This is a genomic window from Cryobacterium breve (assembly GCF_004402375.1).
Taxonomy (GTDB): Bacteria; Actinomycetota; Actinomycetes; order Actinomycetales; family Microbacteriaceae; genus Cryobacterium; species Cryobacterium breve.
The window spans coordinates 187,695-202,413 of the sequence record NZ_SOGJ01000023.1 but is presented as its reverse complement, the minus strand read 5'-3'; the positions used below and the strand labels follow the sequence as shown (position 1 = coordinate 202,413).

The 14,719-nt window shown below is 66.3% G+C and carries 14 protein-coding genes, 1 tRNA gene and 1 pseudogene; 8 read left to right on the top strand and 8 right to left on the bottom strand.

Going from position 1 to position 14,719, the window contains the following annotated elements; all coding sequences use genetic code 11:
• Nucleotides 1-153: 153 nt before the first annotated feature.
• Genes mshC through E3O65_RS10885 form a run of 3 tightly spaced genes read right to left on the bottom strand, consistent with a single transcriptional unit; the run spans nucleotide 154 to nucleotide 3,670 of the window.
• Nucleotides 154-1,458: a cysteine--1-D-myo-inosityl 2-amino-2-deoxy-alpha-D-glucopyranoside ligase gene (gene mshC, locus E3O65_RS10895; RefSeq protein WP_134363740.1), complete on the bottom strand. Its 1,305-nt coding sequence runs from the start codon at nucleotides 1,456-1,458 to the stop codon at nucleotides 154-156.
• Nucleotides 1,459-1,471: 13 nt separating this feature from the next.
• Nucleotides 1,472-2,326: an undecaprenyl-diphosphate phosphatase gene (locus E3O65_RS10890; RefSeq protein ID WP_134363739.1), complete on the bottom strand. Its 855-nt coding sequence runs from the start codon at nucleotides 2,324-2,326 to the stop codon at nucleotides 1,472-1,474.
• Nucleotides 2,327-2,344: 18 nt separating this feature from the next.
• Nucleotides 2,345-3,670 (bottom strand): M20/M25/M40 family metallo-hydrolase, encoded by a 1,326-nt coding sequence (locus E3O65_RS10885; RefSeq protein ID WP_134363738.1) that lies wholly within the window; start codon nucleotides 3,668-3,670, stop codon nucleotides 2,345-2,347.
• Between the two features lie 116 nt (nucleotides 3,671-3,786).
• On the opposite strand from E3O65_RS10885, the gene E3O65_RS10880 reads away from it, so the two are divergent.
• Nucleotides 3,787-3,869 (top strand) — tRNA-Leu (locus E3O65_RS10880).
• 270 nt (nucleotides 3,870-4,139) lie between these two features.
• On the opposite strand, the gene E3O65_RS10875 is transcribed toward E3O65_RS10880, so the two are convergent.
• Together E3O65_RS10875 and E3O65_RS10870 are read right to left on the bottom strand one after the other, a co-directional pair.
• Nucleotides 4,140-5,474: a class I SAM-dependent methyltransferase gene (locus E3O65_RS10875; RefSeq protein ID WP_134363737.1), complete on the bottom strand. Its 1,335-nt coding sequence runs from the start codon at nucleotides 5,472-5,474 to the stop codon at nucleotides 4,140-4,142.
• Entirely contained in the window at nucleotides 5,471-6,847 is a 1,377-nt protein-coding gene (locus E3O65_RS10870) for an FAD-binding oxidoreductase (RefSeq protein WP_134363736.1), read from the bottom strand. Before E3O65_RS10870 ends, E3O65_RS10875 begins: the two co-directional genes overlap by 4 nt.
• 240 nt (nucleotides 6,848-7,087) lie before the next feature.
• On the opposite strand from E3O65_RS10870, the gene E3O65_RS10865 reads away from it, so the two are divergent.
• A complete protein-coding gene (locus E3O65_RS10865; RefSeq protein ID WP_338419184.1) occupies nucleotides 7,088-8,020 on the top strand; it encodes a cytochrome b/b6 domain-containing protein in 933 nt (310 codons plus the stop codon).
• Between the two features lie 28 nt (nucleotides 8,021-8,048).
• On the opposite strand, the gene E3O65_RS10860 is transcribed toward E3O65_RS10865, so the two are convergent.
• The 3 genes from E3O65_RS10860 to E3O65_RS10850 all read right to left on the bottom strand — a co-directional run bounded on the left by E3O65_RS10860 (nucleotide 8,049) and on the right by E3O65_RS10850 (nucleotide 11,055).
• Complete coding sequence (locus E3O65_RS10860; RefSeq protein ID WP_134363735.1) at nucleotides 8,049-9,074, bottom strand: agmatine deiminase family protein; 1,026 nt, start codon at nucleotides 9,072-9,074, stop codon at nucleotides 8,049-8,051.
• Nucleotides 9,071-10,063, bottom strand: a complete 993-nt coding sequence (locus E3O65_RS10855; protein WP_134363734.1) for a nitrilase-related carbon-nitrogen hydrolase — start codon at nucleotides 10,061-10,063, stop codon at nucleotides 9,071-9,073. The genes E3O65_RS10860 and E3O65_RS10855 overlap by 4 nt, the downstream gene beginning before the upstream one ends.
• Before the next feature lie 149 nt (nucleotides 10,064-10,212).
• Nucleotides 10,213-11,055 carry an alpha/beta fold hydrolase gene (locus E3O65_RS10850; protein ID WP_134363733.1) on the bottom strand — a complete coding sequence of 281 codons (843 nt, stop codon included), beginning with the start codon at nucleotides 11,053-11,055 and terminating at the stop codon, nucleotides 10,213-10,215.
• A gap of 436 nt (nucleotides 11,056-11,491) precedes the next feature.
• Here E3O65_RS10850 and E3O65_RS17200 point away from each other — a divergent pair, with 436 nt between their 5' ends.
• The 6 genes and pseudogenes from E3O65_RS17200 to E3O65_RS10825 all read left to right on the top strand — a co-directional run bounded on the left by E3O65_RS17200 (nucleotide 11,492) and on the right by E3O65_RS10825 (nucleotide 14,698).
• Nucleotides 11,492-11,725, top strand: coding sequence for a hypothetical protein (locus E3O65_RS17200; RefSeq protein ID WP_241985591.1), 234 nt, complete (start codon nucleotides 11,492-11,494; stop codon nucleotides 11,723-11,725).
• A complete protein-coding gene (locus E3O65_RS10840) occupies nucleotides 11,697-12,068 on the top strand; it encodes a MoxR family ATPase (protein ID WP_241985592.1) in 372 nt (123 codons plus the stop codon). The genes E3O65_RS17200 and E3O65_RS10840 overlap by 29 nt, the downstream gene beginning before the upstream one ends.
• On the top strand, nucleotides 12,061-12,447 hold the full coding sequence (locus tag E3O65_RS17195; RefSeq protein WP_241985593.1) for a hypothetical protein: 387 nt from the start codon (nucleotides 12,061-12,063) through the stop codon (nucleotides 12,445-12,447). Before E3O65_RS10840 ends, E3O65_RS17195 begins: the two co-directional genes overlap by 8 nt.
• Nucleotides 12,432-12,779, top strand: a pseudogene (locus E3O65_RS17190) (VWA domain-containing protein); the annotation flags it as partial. The gene E3O65_RS17195 and the pseudogene E3O65_RS17190, both read left to right, overlap by 16 nt.
• A complete protein-coding gene (locus tag E3O65_RS10830) occupies nucleotides 12,779-13,510 on the top strand; it encodes an SRPBCC family protein (RefSeq protein ID WP_134363732.1) in 732 nt (243 codons plus the stop codon). The pseudogene E3O65_RS17190 and the gene E3O65_RS10830, both read left to right, overlap by 1 nt.
• Before the next feature lie 33 nt (nucleotides 13,511-13,543).
• Nucleotides 13,544-14,698, top strand: a complete 1,155-nt coding sequence (locus E3O65_RS10825) for an XdhC family protein (protein ID WP_134363731.1) — start codon at nucleotides 13,544-13,546, stop codon at nucleotides 14,696-14,698.
• Nucleotides 14,699-14,719: the final 21 nt, after the last annotated feature.

The window sequence follows — 14,719 nt, the reverse complement described above, 5'->3', positions numbered from 1 at the left end:
CGTGATCCGCTCTCGTCACGGACGTGTTGGAGTCGCTAGCCGCAATCAACGCAGCGAACCGCCCGACACACAGCCACACACGACCCAGAAAACAGTCAACCCTGCTCAACGGGCGCACTGCGACCACCACAATCAGCCGGTTCCTCGGGCACGTCAGCCCCGAGGTGATGAATCCTTGAAGCGCTGGAGCGATACACCGAGCAGCGCGTCGACGGCCAAGGCAACCAGGGCAGGGTCGTCCACCCCTCCGCCGGCGACCGCGTCCACTGCCGCCAAGGCGGTGGGTGTGTCGAGGTCCGCCGCCAGGGCCGCTCTGAGCTGGTCGAGGACGTGCTGGGCGTTCCCGGTACCGGCCGTGGCGGCTGGACCGAAGGCTTCAGTCCAGGACGCGAGCCGTGATTCGGCCGCGCGCAGGTGGGCATCAGTCCATTCCCAATTGCTCCGATAGTGCTGGCTCAGCAGGGCTAGGCGAATGGCACGCGAGTCGGTGCCACCGGCACGCAGCACGGACACGAGCACGAGGTTGCCGAGCGATTTGCTCATCTTCTCACCTCGATAGGCCACCATGCCGGTGTGACTGTAGACGCCGGCCAGCGGATGCCCGGAGAGAGCCGCCGCGTGCCCGGCGCTCATGTCATGGTGCGGGAAGATCAGGTCGCTGCCGCCGCCCTGCACCGTGAAGTCCGTGCCGAGTTCCTTCAGGGCGATCACCGAACATTCGATGTGCCAGCCGGGCCTTCCGGCGCCAACGCGGGAATTCCAGGACGGCTCACCGAGCCGGGTGGAACGCCACAGCAGCGGGTCCAGCGCGTCCCGCTTGCCGGGGCGGTCGGGGTCTCCCCCGCGCTCGGCGAACAGGGTGTGCATGGTGTCGGCATCGAGGTTGCTCTCGTCGCCGAGGGACCACGAGGTGGAGCGTTCGGCGGCGGCGATGTCGAAGTAGATGTCGGAACCGGCGGCGACCGTCGGCTCGGGAGCGTCGGGCGCGGGTGCAACGACGGGTACCGCGTAGGCGAGACCGGCGTCCCAAAGCCGGGACACGGCCTCCGCGATCTCGTCGATGACCTCGGTGACGGCGACGTAGTCGTGCGGGGGGATGATTCCGAGGGCAACCATGTCGCTGCGGAACAGCTCCACCTGGGACGCGGCGAGCACTTCCCAATCCACGCCGGTGGCGGCGGCACGCTCGAGGAGCGGGTCGTCGATATCCGTCACGTTCTGCGCGTAGTGCACGCGGTAGCCACCGTCCAACCACACGCGCTGCAGCGTATCGAAGGCGAGGTATGTGGCGGCGTGGCCGATATGTGTGGCGTCGTAGGGGGTGATGCCGCACACGTACAGGCGGGCGACATCGTCCGGCTTGGCCTCGATCAGGCCCGCGGAGGCGGTGTCGTGCAGCCAGGGTGCACCGGACTGACCGGGGAGTCGTGGAATTTGGGGTCGGTTCCAGGCACGCATCCTTTCAGCTTAGCTAGGCCGGGATGGTGTTGGTCACCAGCAGACCGATGAGCACAAGACCGAGCAGGATGCGGTAGATCACGAACGGCAGAAAGCTGCGCTTGGATATGTAGCTCATGAAGAATTTGATCACGAACAGGGCGACGACGAAGGCGAGGACCGTGGCCGCCAGGGTGTCCCACGGCCCGAAAATCTCCGGTGTGCAGTTGGTCGCGCCCTCTTGGCATGGCTTGGCGATCGACTTGTACATCTGGTAGAAACCGCTGCCTAGTACGGCGGGGATGGCGAGCAGGAAGGCGTAGCGGGCGGCGGCGGCACGCTCATAGCCCATGAACAATCCCGCGGTGATAGTGCCGCCCGAGCGGGACACTCCGGGGATCAACGCAAGGGCCTGAGCTAGGCCGTAGACGATTCCGTGGGGCACCGTCAGGTCGCCCAGCCTGCGGCGCTTGGCCCCGACGTAGTCGGCGATGCCGAGCAGCACACCGAAACCGATCAGCACACTCGCGGTGATCCACAGGTTTCGAAGCGAGGACTCGATCTGGTCCTGGAAGAGCAAGCCGAGCACCACGATGGGCAGGGACCCGAGAATGATGAGCCACCCCATTCGCGCGTCAGGATCGGCGCGCGGGACCTTGCCGACGAGGGACTTCGACCACTGGCCGATGATGCGCACGATGTCACGCCAGAAGAAGATCACCACGGCAGCCTCGGTGCCGATCTGGATGATCGCGGTGAACCGGGATCCCGGATCGCCCCCGGTTCCCAGAAATTCTCCGACGATTCGGATGTGGGCGCTGGAGGAAACCGGGAGGAATTCGGTTAGTCCCTGCACGAGTCCCAGGATGAGTGCGTCGATGAAGTTCACAAAAAACCCTTTTGCTGATCAGTAGTTCGAGAGCAGGTCGGTCAGGACCTGCCTGCCAAACACTAACGCGTCGAGTGGGACACGTTCGTCGACGCCGTGGAACATGGCCGGGAAATCTAGGTCGGCGGGGAGTTTGAGCGGTGCAAAACCGTATCCCTTGATGCCCAGGGTGCTGAGCGCCTTGTTGTCGGTGCCGGCCGAAAGCAGGTACGGCAGCACGGGGGCACCTGGATCGTGCTGGCCGAGGGTTTCGATAACAGCGTCGACGAGGGGCCCGCCGAACTCGGTTTCCAGACCGATGTCACGGTGCATGATCACGATCTCGATCTCAGGCCCGACCAGTGCGGCAACCTCGGCGAGCACGGCGTCTTCGTCACCCGGCAGAGTGCGAATGTCGATGAGCGCCTCGGCACGGTCGGGGATCACATTGTGCTTGTACCCGGCCTGCAGAACGGTGGGGTTCGTCGTGGTGCGCAGACTCGCTTGGATGAAGCCCGAGGCGGTGCCCGTGGCGAGGGCAAGGTCGTCGGGGCCGACGCGTTGCGGGTCCACGTCGAGAACCCGGGCCAGTTCGGCCAGCAGCTGAGTGGTGGTGTCGGTGAGCCGGATCGGCCACTCGCGACGACCGACCTTGGCGACCGCCTCGGCGAGCCGGGTAACGGCGTTGCTGTGGATCAATCGGGATCCGTGGGCCGCGTCGCCCCGCGCTACCAGCTTGATCCAGATCAGGGCCTTTTCTCCGGTTTGGAGGAGGTAGGCGCGCTGGCCCCCGAGTGTGATCGAATACCCGCCGACCTCGCTGATGGCTTCGGTGGCGCCGTGGAAGAGCTCCGGGTGGGTGTCGACAAGGTAGTGCGAACCGAGCACTCCCCCGGCTTCCTCGTCGGCGAAGAAAGCAACGACCACGTCGCGTGCGGGTTGGCGGCCGGCCCCGAGGATATCCTGGAGGGACGCCAGAATCATGGCGTCCATATTCTTCATGTCAACGGCTCCGCGACCCCAGAGCAAGCCCTCCTTGATCACGCCCGCGAACGGGTCTACCGACCAAGCCTCGGGGTCTGCGGGAACAACGTCGAGGTGGCCGTGGACCACCAGTGCCCCACGGCTGCTGTCACGGCCGGGTACGCGTACGACGACACTCGTGCGGCCCGGTTCAGAATCGAACAGCTGCGGGGCGAGGCCGAGAGCCCTCAGGTTGGCCTCGACATACTCGGCGGCATCCGTTTCGCCGTTGGAGCGGCCTTCGCCGTAGTTCGTGGTGTCGAAACGGATGAGGTCGCGAGCGAGTGTGGCCGTGAGGTCCAGTGCAGCGTCGGCCGGGGTGTCTTCAGCAGAGGTAAGCATGCCTGTCACGCTACCGGGACTCGTGGCCGACCGGAGACGATGGGCGCGGCGGAAGGGGCTCAAAATCCGTGCTAGATTATCTATTCGGCGGCCGGGAACGACTGCTGAAACACCCGGCCCGGGTGGCGGAATGGCAGACGCGCTAGCTTGAGGTGCTAGTGCCCTTATGGGCGTGGGGGTTCAAGTCCCCCCTCGGGCACAGAGAGAAGTTCGGAGCATTTCGGACTGGTTTGAGAAATAGGTCGTGACAACGAAAGCCTTGTTGTACGGCCTTTTTTCATGCCCGGATGCGGACGCCTGACGCTGCGATGACCCCTGCGTGGTGTATTCTAGGAACACCTAGCCATGGTTCAGAATGGCGGCGACACATCCACCACCACTACCTGCCTGAACGCATGACGGGCGACGAGTGAGACGGCAGCTGAATCCGATCCGGGTGCGACGCCCGGTCCGCGCGGTCAACGGCATGTCAGGGAGTCCACCACGGCCGGAGCGGCATCTCACCGGCGCCGCCGTCGTCGGGCCTGACCGCCAGAACCTGATGCAGTTGGATGCCCCCGGTCTCGAACGCGAGCCGCGACCCGGCCATGTACAGTCCCCATACCTTCGCGGTGTTCAGTCCCACCTCCGCGACCGCCTCATCCCAGTGCTCAACGAGGTTGGCGGACCAGTCACGCAGTGTCAAACCGTAGTGCTGGCGCAGGTTCTCCTCGTGCACAACCTCTAAGCCGACATCCTGTGCGGCGCTGATGATGCGCCCCGACCCGGTGAGCTCTCCGTCGGGGAAGACATAACGGTCGATGAACCCGCGAGTGGAGGGTTCGGATCGATTGTCCGGCCGAGTGATGCAGTGGTTGAGTAGCAGTCCGGCGGGGCGCATCCGCGATTGCAAGAAGTCGAAGTACGACGGATAGTTGCGCACTCCGATGTGCTCAAGCAACCCGATCGATGACACGGCGTCGAAGCCTGTCTCCGGGACCTCGCGGTAGTCGCCGTAGCGGACCCGGGCCAGGTCCGTGAGGCCCTCGTCGGCGATTGCCTGCCGCGCCCAGGCGGCCTGCTGCTCTGAGAGCGTCACGCCGGTGGCGTCGACTCCACGGCGGGCGGCGTAACGCACCAGGCCGCCCCAGCCGCACCCGACGTCGAGCAGCCGGTCACCCTCGTGAAGCCGCAATTTCTCGAAAACCAGCCGGTACTTGTTCTCCTGGGCCTCGTCCAGCGAAGCGTCGGGGTTCGGGTAGCACGCGCAGGTGTAGGTCATCGACGGCCCGAGCACCCAGCCGTAGAAAGTATTCGAGACGTCGTAATGGTGATGGATCGCCTCGGCGTCCCTCGCCTTGCTGTGCCGGAGTCCCCCGACGACGCGGCGCCAGCGCGGTGCCCCCTCCTGCGGCGGCGGTGCGATCGGGCGAAGGTGCCGGGTGCCGATGGAGCGGATGATCTGGGCCGTCACGCGCGGCGGAGGCAGGGTGAAGATCAGTTCGCCGGTGAGCGCCTTGAGGAGCTCGTAGGGGTTACCGGGATGCACACCGTGCATCTCGAGGTCGCCGGCGATGTAGGCGCGGACCAGGCCCAGATCGCCTCGGCCGGTAGCTAGGTAGGTGGTGCCCCGGGGCGTTCTCAACTCCAATCCGAGCGGTGCGTCCGGCGGACCGGCCGAGCTCCCGTCGTACGCTGTGAAATTCAGCGGGAGCCGACCGGCGACGAGTATCTCCACGACCTCGGCGAGGGTCAGTTTCCCCTGTGCCTCTGATTTTCTTGCCGTTCTTGCCTTTTTCGGAAAGCGGTCCTTAAACGTGGTCATCGTCGCTGCACCACCTTCGCATACAGATCGAGGAGACGCGCGTCGGGGTCAAAGCGTTTCTTCACCCGCCGATATGTCTCCCCGCCATAGAGCTCACTGAATTCCTTCTGGGAGTAGTACGCGTCGGAATATAACGACTTATGGCCGCGAACCTCGGTGACCTTATGTTCGATCAACCGGTTCGTCTCTCCCTCGGTCGCCCCCACGGGCACCGTCGACCAAAAGCCGACGTTGACATAGGTTTGCAGGGGCCGAAGCGGGTAAAGCGGCCAGGCGTCCCCCCGCAACCGGAGCGGGCAGAGCCAGATCGGCGCGATCGGGACGGTAGTCAGGAACCAGTCCAGGTATTCCGCACACCGATCGATCGGCACCTCGACGTCCTGCACGACGCGTTCCCGGGGCGGACGACGGCCCAGCCTCTCGATCCGATCGCCGATGTCGAATCGCCGCTCGAACCGCATCAGCTTTCCGTAGAAACTGCTGCACCGAAGCGATCGCGGCCAGAGCCGGCGGATCCACGGAAGTTGCGCGCCGAACGTCGCCGAGCACCAGAACCAATCCGTGTCCCACCGCCACAGGTAGTCCCGAACCGTGAGGCGGTCGTGCGTGATGCCGTCATCGTGCCGGATGGACCGATAGTAGATCTGCTGGCCGGTGTAGTCGCTCACCGGACCGGATTCCGCGGTCCGCGTGCCCGCGCACAGGTAGCTCTCGCCCGCACTGAACACCACGCCGTCGAGGTAGTCCACACGCTCACCGTCCAGCGCGGGGGTCTGGACGATGCGGTCCATCGCCGACACCAGATCGGCGATCGAGTGGAACCTCAGGTGCCGCAGAGCGACGAACGGTTCGACCACCTCGAGTTCGATGCGCAGCCGTACCGCGTAGCCGAGCGTGCCGTACGAGTTCGGGAAGGCGCGGTACAGGTCATCATTCTCACCGGGCGAGGCCGTGACCACCTCTCCGGCTCCGGTGAGGATGTCCATCTCCAGCACGGACTCGTGCGGCAGGCCGTTGCGGAAGGCGGTCGACTCGATGCCGAGGCCGGTGACCGCACCCCCCAGAGTGATCGTCTTCAGTTGCGGCACCACCAACGGTGCCAATCCGTGGGGCAGTGTCGCCGCGACGAGATTCTCATACGTGCACATCCCGCCCACGTCAGCCGTGCGCGCTTCCGGGTCGACCGCGAGAACGCCCACCAGACCAGACGTCACGAGTCCCCTGGCGTTCGGTTTCACGCGAGTCCGGAACAGGTTGGAGGTGGGCTTGGCGAGTCGCACAGAAGCCGTCGGCGGCACGGCCCGGTAACTCTCGAGGAGGCGCTCCACGCCGGCGGCGTGGGTGGACCGTGGGTCGATCACCGGAGAGGACACGCCCTTAAGCTAGTCCTCGGGCCCTCACCCCGCATCGGCTGATGGTAATTTCGCCGCTCAGTGTGCACCCCTGACGACCTTTGCTCAGGTTGCGACTCTTTACGTCCGTGACCACAGGGCTCGGGAAATGGTCGATGATGGCAGAGCCGCGATTGAACGGGTTGACACCCGCACGGCTGACTCCTGACCAGAAAGACATACCCCCATGCCGCAATACGCGTTCGCCCTCCAGGGCGACCGGTGACAGCCACGAAGCCCGGCCGGATTCTTCCAGGCCGAAGCCTCTGGATCACGCTGGCCTGGGTCGTTCCCCTTGCGACCATCGCCCTTGCCGCCGCCGTGCTGGCCGCCCAGAGCATTCGTGCGCTCCCGACCGTGCAGTCGTTCCTGGTGCAGTTTCCAGGCGCCTCCACCCTGCCGGAGTGGGCACCAATCGGGTTTCCTGCTTGGCTCGCCTGGCAGCACGGCCTGAACGCTTTTTTCATTCTCTTCGTCGTGCGCTCGGGCTGGCAGATCCGCACGGCCGGACGACCGACCATGTTCTGGACACGGCGCAATACGGGCCTCCTTCACACCAGGAACGCCCCGACCCGGATGAGCATCAATGTTTGGCTTCATATCGCGCTCGATGCGCTTTGGGTAATCAACGGCCTACTGTTCTACGTACTCCTCTTCGCCACCGGGCAGTGGGTGCGCATCGTGCCCGTCAGCTGGGACATCTTTCCCAACGCTCTTTCCGCAGTGCTCCAGTACGCTTCCCTGGACTGGCCGGTCGGTGACGGCTGGGTGAACTACAACGCCGTCCAGACATTGAGCTACTTCAGCATCGTGTTCGTGGCCGCTCCGCTCGCCCTGGCCTCCGGCATCCGCCTGTCACCCGTGTGGACTTCACGCCGTCTCCGTCAACTGCTTCCGCTCCGCGCCACCAGGGCCGTACACGTGGGCGTGATGGTTTTCTTCCTGGTCTTCATCGTGGTGCATGTCACTCTGGTCTTCGCGACCGGCGCCCTCCGTAACCTCAACCACATGTACGCAGTCTCGAGCGACGACGGCTGGACCGGTTTCTGGATCTTCGCCGCGTCCCTGGCCGTGATGTTGGTGGCCTGGTTCGCCGCGGGCCCCCGCCTGCTCAAGGCGGTCGCCTCGATCGGGGGCACCGTCACCACGCGCTGACGGGCTCACGCGCCATTTTTCTGCAACGTCACCGGGCCGACGGCTGCTGCTGTGTGATGCAGTGGATGCCGCCGCCCCGCGCGAACAGCGGCCGCACCTCGACGGTCACGACAGTTCGACCTGGGTACACCCCGGATAGGACCTCGCGTGCGGCCCCGTCGGCCCGTTCCTCACCGAAGCCGCAGGCAATCACACCGCCGTTGACGACAAGGTGGTTCACGTAGTTGTAGTCCACGAAGCCGTTCTGGTCCGTGAGCGTGGCCGGCGCCGGCAGGTCCACGACAGTGAAGGTGCGGCCCGCGGCATCCGTCGATTCGGCGAGCACGGCACGGAGCTCGCGCGTCACGGCATAGTCGGGGTGTGCCGGGTCATCCTGGGTATGAACAAGCACCGTTCCCGGTGAGGGGATGGCCGCCACCATATCGATATGGCCCCGGGTGCCGAAGCGCTGCTGGTCGCGGGTCAGGCCGCGCGGAAGCCAGACCACGTGAGTGGCGCCGAGAGTGCGGGCGAATTCGGCTTCGACCCGCGACCGGTCGGCATAGGGGTTACGACCGGGGTCCAGTTGCACGGTCCGGGTGGCCAGCACCGTCCCTTCGCCGTCGGTGTGAATGCCGCCGCCCTCGTTCACGAGCACCGAGGAGATGGCGCACGCGCCGGACGCGCCGGTGACGACCCGGCCGATCTCCACGTCCTTGCCCCAGCGCGCCCAATCCTGGGCACCCCAGCCGTTGAACGTCCAGTCCACCGCCCCCAGCCGGCCGTCGTCGCCGAGCACGAAAGTCGGGCCGATGTCCCGCATCCAGGCATCGTCAAGCGGCGCCACGACGATCTCGATCTCCGCGGACAGGTACCGACGGGCTGTCGCCACCTCGGCCGGGTCAACGACCATTGTGACGGGTTCGAAGTCAAGGACCGCGTGGGCCACCGCGGACCAGGTGCGGCGCGCTTCATCGGCGAAATCCGCATCGGTGCCGAGTGTGTATCCGGCCACCGGAAACGCCATCCAGACCCGGTCCTGCGGCGCCGTCTCCGCCGGCATCCGCCAGGTCACGCCGGCACGGCCGTCCCGGTCGCACCGAAAGGATGAACCGGGTCGACCGGCGCGATCAGCCCCGCGTAGCTGTCCGGCCGACGGGTGGCGAGGAAGGGGAACAGGGTGAGCCACTCCTCCCGCTGCGCCAGGTCGAGGTCGGCGACGAGCACCGCGGATTCGTCTCGGGGAGCTTGCACGAGCACTCGTCCGTATGGGTCGGAGATGAAGGAGGAGCCGTAGAAGGTCAGATGACCCTCGTCGCCGTGGCGATTGGGCACCACCATGAACAGCCCGCTGGTGATGCCGTTGGCCACGATTACCGTCTGCCAGAGGGGCTGCGTGTCGAATGCCGGAAAGCCGGGCTCCGAACCGATGGCTGTGGGATAGACCAGTAACTGGGCCCCGCCGAGCCCGTACAGGCGCGACACTTCCGGAAACCACTCGTCCCAGCAGGTGGGCAGCCCGATCCGGGCCCCGCCCAATTCCTCCGGAGCGTAGACGGGGTAGGCGTCCCGGGCCGGTCCCGGCCGAAACCAGGTGTCTTCGTAATAACCCTCGGTGACCGGAATGTGCAGTTTACGGGTGCGTCCGAGCAGCCGCCCGTCCGGCGCTACCAGGATGGCCGTGTTGTACCCACGCGGGTCCCCCGGAGCGTCGTCACCGCGCGGCCGCTCGAAGAGGGAGGCATGCACAACGACCCCGCGCAGCCCAGCCTGTTCCGCCGCGAAGGCCAACGTTGGTCCGGTCAACAGATCCTCCGCCGACTGCTTCGGCACACCCTGGGCCCTCGTGTGGGCGGGGTATTTGAGCAGCGTCAATTCGGGCAGGAAGACGACGCGGGCACCCTGTTCGGCGGCCAGACGGATGCCGTCGGCCAGCTCCGCGCGCAACGCGTCCTCGTCGGCGTGCCAGCGGTGCTGCACGAGAGCGACCCGAAGCGGCGTCCCGTTCTCGCCCGACGTGCGGGTCAGCGCATCGACGATGCCGGGGGCGTTGATCACAAGCATGATGAGACCTCTCTACGGGATGAATCACTGCCCTGTATGCTGAGTCACAGACTTCCGGCCACTGTTTTACTGTGACCGGACGAGCGCTGGTTGAGACAGTGCACAAGGCCCCGGCGATTCGTCTCCGGGGCCTTCTCGTATTGTGGCGGCTAACGGGCCAGGAAGGCCAGCAGAATCCGGTTGATGTCGTCCGAATGGGTCCAGAGCAGTCCGTGCGGCGCTCCGGCGATCTCCACGTATTCCGCTTCAGGCAGCGCTGCGTGGAAGGGGCGCCCAGTGGAGTCGATGGGCAGGATCCGGTCGGCGTCGCCGTGCACGATCAGGGTCGCCAGCTGAGACGCTCGCACCGCGGCCACATCCGGGCGGAAGTCCTCGTACCAGGTGGGCACGACGGCGTAGGCCGCGAGGGCCGCGCTCCGCGCGGCAGCGTTCCAGCTTGACCGCACGGCCTCCTCGCTGACACGGCTGCCGAGGTTCTCGTCGAGATTGTAGAAGTTCCCGAAAAAATCGGTGAACCATGCGTACCGGTCAGCCGTCGCCGCGCCGACAATCCCATCGAAGACGGATTTCGGCACGCCGGACGGATTGTCATCGGTCAGCAGCAGGAACGGCTCGAGGGAAGCGAGGAAGGCGAGCTTCGAAACCCGGCTCGTTCCGTAGGTGCCCACGTACCGACCGAGTTCGCCGGTGCCCATGGAAAATCCTACGAGCACGACGTCCCGCAGGTCCAACGTCGTCAGCACCGTGTCGAGATCGGCCGCGAAGGTGTCGTAGTCGTATCCCGCCGTGGGCTGGCTAGACGCACCGAATCCACGTCGGTCGTAGGTGATGACGCGGTAGCCAGCCTCGAGGAGCACCCTGGACTGCTTCTCCCAGGAATGACCGTCGAGCGGATAGCCGTGAATCAGAACGACGACCTGGCCAGTGCCGTGGTCCTCATAGTAGAGCTCGATGTCCGTGCTGTTTTCCTGCCCGACCGTGATGAATGCCATTCGTCTTGTTCCTTTCCCTGGTGGTGGAACGCCGATCCGAATTGAGCGGCGCGACATCAGCCTGTCAAGGCCGAAGACAATACTCAAGGGCCTGCGGCGTGGAGCCCGGCGACCGGCTCGCCGGCAACTCGGAGAGCGCACCGATTCGCGTTGACACCCCGCAGGCCCCGGAGCACTATGACTTTCAATTCCGCGCCCGTCCCTGCCGCCGGCCCCCTTATTGAGGTGGAGGCCCCTGTGCAGATTCCAGCTCCCTTCGACTTTGTGCGCGCCAGCACTGTCGACGATGCGATCAGCCTTTTGGAACGTCACGGGCTGGAGTCCCGGGTCGTGGCGGACCGATCCCTCTCGAGATCGACACCGAGGCGAATTATCAGCGGGCGCTCGCCGAATCGGGGCAGGCACGGATGGGGCAGGCACAACTAGGACGGAAACAATGAACGGCGCCGCTCGTATGGGTGCCGAGGACGATGTTCGCCGGCTGACGCGGGTGCTGGACACTCCACTGTTCCGGCTGCAGTGCTCTGAGGGCATCGATACGGGAGAGGCCCTCTACGAGTGGACCTACCCCCGCCAGTTGCTGGGAATCAGGCTGGCCGAGGCCCGAGCTGGGCACGGTGCGGGCCACGCATCCACCGATCGTGATCCTGACCTCCACTCGAACCCGTGACCTGCACGATGCCCTGACCCGGCGGTGCCTGTACCACTGGATCGACTATCCGACGCCGCAGCGGATCGCCGAGATCGTGCGCTGCCGGGTGCCGGACAGCGCCGCACCGATCGCACTGCAGGCGGCGTCGGCCATCACCCGGCTGCGCTCCCTGGACCTGGCGAAGCCGCCCGGCATCGCCGAGGCCATCGACTGGGTCTCGGCCCTGACCGTGCTCGGCGTCGACCAGCTCGACGCCGGCGGTGTGGACCGTACCTGGGGGTCGGTCCTGAAGAACCGCGACGACCTCGACCTCGCTGTCGGCCGGGGAGCCGCGTGGCTGGTCGGGGGTGATCATGGCTGACCGGGGATCACCAGGAATCCGGCGTGCCCATCCAGCCGGGGCAGGCCGGACGAGCGTCGAAGCAGCGGCGTTGGCGGCCGGGTTCAGCGCGGCACTGCGCCGCGCGGGCGTGCCGGGTTCTCCGGATCGGGCCGCCCGGTTGGCTGAGGCCCTCCCACTGGTTCCGCCCCACGCCCGCGACCCGTTGTCTTGGACGTGCCGGGTGGTCTTGGTCTCCTCCCGGGAGCAGGTGTCCGTGTTCGACGCTGTCCTCGACGCCGTGCTCACCAGAACGCTCGACCCGTCGGACTTCCGCGGTGACCAGAACGCTCCGCCGTCGACCGGTTCCGAGCCTCGCACTCGGCCGACCGCCGTCGAGCGGCGGGCGGCACGCGGCTAACGGAGAGCATCCGTCAATTCGTAGATGCCTGGGGCCGGCGCGCACTCGCCCGCGGGGCGGTCATCGTGATCATCTCGGACGGGTGCGCCCTCGACGACCCGGAATTGGTGCGCGCCCAGATGGCGAGGCTGCGTCGCCCTTCCTACCGCATCGTCTGGGTCAACCCGAGGAAGGGCGCCGTGGACTACGAACCGGTTGTGGGCGGAATGCAGGCCGCATTGCCCTCCCTGGACGCGTTCGTCGGCGGGCACAGTTACGCGGCCCTGGCAGAAGTAGCGGCGGCGATCCGCGCCGACCGCTCGGAAACACTCGAGAATATGAGGACCCGATAATGGACATCAACAGCACGTTCTCCGTCGTCGCACCGATCGACGAGGTGTGGAAGACTTTGATGGACTCCGAACGTGTTGCCGGCTGCGTACCGGGAGCACAGGTGCTGAACAAGCTTTCGGACGACGCCTATCAGGTGGGAATGAAAGTGAAACTGGGTCCGGTGACCATGCAGTACAGAGAACAGCTGACGGTGGTCGAACGTGATGCGTCCGGTCATCGGGCCGTGTTCGAGGGGCGCACGCAAGAAACCCGCGGCCAGGGGACCGCGCAGGGCACAGCCGCGCTCACGCTCGTCGAGGCGGACGGCCAGACCCAGGGCACGGTCGCCGATGTCGCCCTCTCCGGCAAAGTGGCCGCAATGGGGCGCAGCATAATCGGCAGCGTGACAGACCAGATGATGACCCTTTTCGCCGAGAACCTGCAGGCCATGGTCGCGGGTCCGGCAGCCGAACCGGCGGCGGGGCAGGTCACCGAGTCGGTCGCCGAGACCAGGACCGCCTCGGTGCAGCCACCGGTAGCGACCCCGGATGACGCAGCGAAGTCCACGACCGCCGGGTGGGCACCCGAACCCAGCGCACCGCAGCCGGCCGCCGAATCTAGCCTGAGCGCCCTCGATCTGGCCCGGGGCATCGTCATAGACCAGCCCAGCAGCCTGCCCAAGCTCCTCGGGCTGATCGCCGCGGTGGCGTTCATCGACCATCACATCGGGCGCCGAGCGAGCAGCCGGTAGCCCGGATGAGCCAACCTGGAAAGGTCTCCACTTGTGCGTGAGGTTCTGAAACCGCTTGTGGCGGGATGGCAGGACGGCGCCGTCGTCGGCCTGGCGACCGTTGTGCGGACCTTTCAGTCCGCCCCCAGGCCTGCGGGAGCGTCGATGCTGGTCACCGCGGACGGAGAGGTGGTTGGGTCGCTGTCCGGTGGCTGCGTGGAGGGTGCCGTCTACGATCTCGCCGCCCAGGTCATCGAGCATGGCGTTCCGGTGCTCGTGCGCTACGGCATCAGCGACGATGAGGCCTTTTCCGTGGGACTGACCTGCGGCGGCGTCCTCGATGTCTTCGTCGAGCCGGTCAGCCAGCAGAGCTTCCCAGAGCTGGCTGAGGTGGAGCAGGACATCGCCGTATCCGCTGCGGTAGGGGTCGCCACCGTGATCGAGCACCCCGATCCCAGCCGACTGGGCCGCCACCTGATCATCCGGCCGCACGGTTCCGACGGGGATCTGGGCTCGGAACGAGCGAACCGGGCCGTGAGCGACGATGCCCGCGGACTGCTCGCTGCCGGGAGCAACAGCACCCTCACCTACGGCCCCGACGGCGAACGGCGCGGTGAGGGGATGCGGGTCTTTGTCAACAGCTACGCGCCGCGGCCACGGATGCTGGTGTTCGGCGCCATCGATTTTGCCGCTGCCCTGGCCCGGCTGGCTTCCTTCCTCGGCTACCGCGTCACGGTGTGCGACGCCCGGGCGGTCTTCGCCACTCCAGCCCGGTTCCCGGAGGCCGAGGAAGTCATCGTCGGGTGGCCGCACCGCTATCTGGCTGAACAGGTCACGGCCGGGCTCGTGGACGAGCGCACGGTCATCTGCGTGCTCACCCACGACCCGAAATTCGACGTGCCGCTCCTCGAGGTGGCCCTGACCCGTGGCCCGTTCGCGTACATCGGCGCCATGGGGTCGCGGCGCACCCACGAGGACCGCCTGACCCGGCTGCGCGAGGCCGGTCTAGCCGAGACTGACCTGGCGAGACTGCACAGCCCGATCGGGCTGGACCTCGGCTCCCGCACGCCGGAAGAAACGGCGGTGTCCATCGCCGCGGAAATCATCGCCGAGCGGTGGGGCGGTAGCGGTGAGCCGCTGAGCAGGCTGGCCGACCGGATCCACCACGACGACCTGGACGGGCAGTCCCTGTCCGTCGGGCGGGATTGACCGGCGAATCCGGCGTAACCG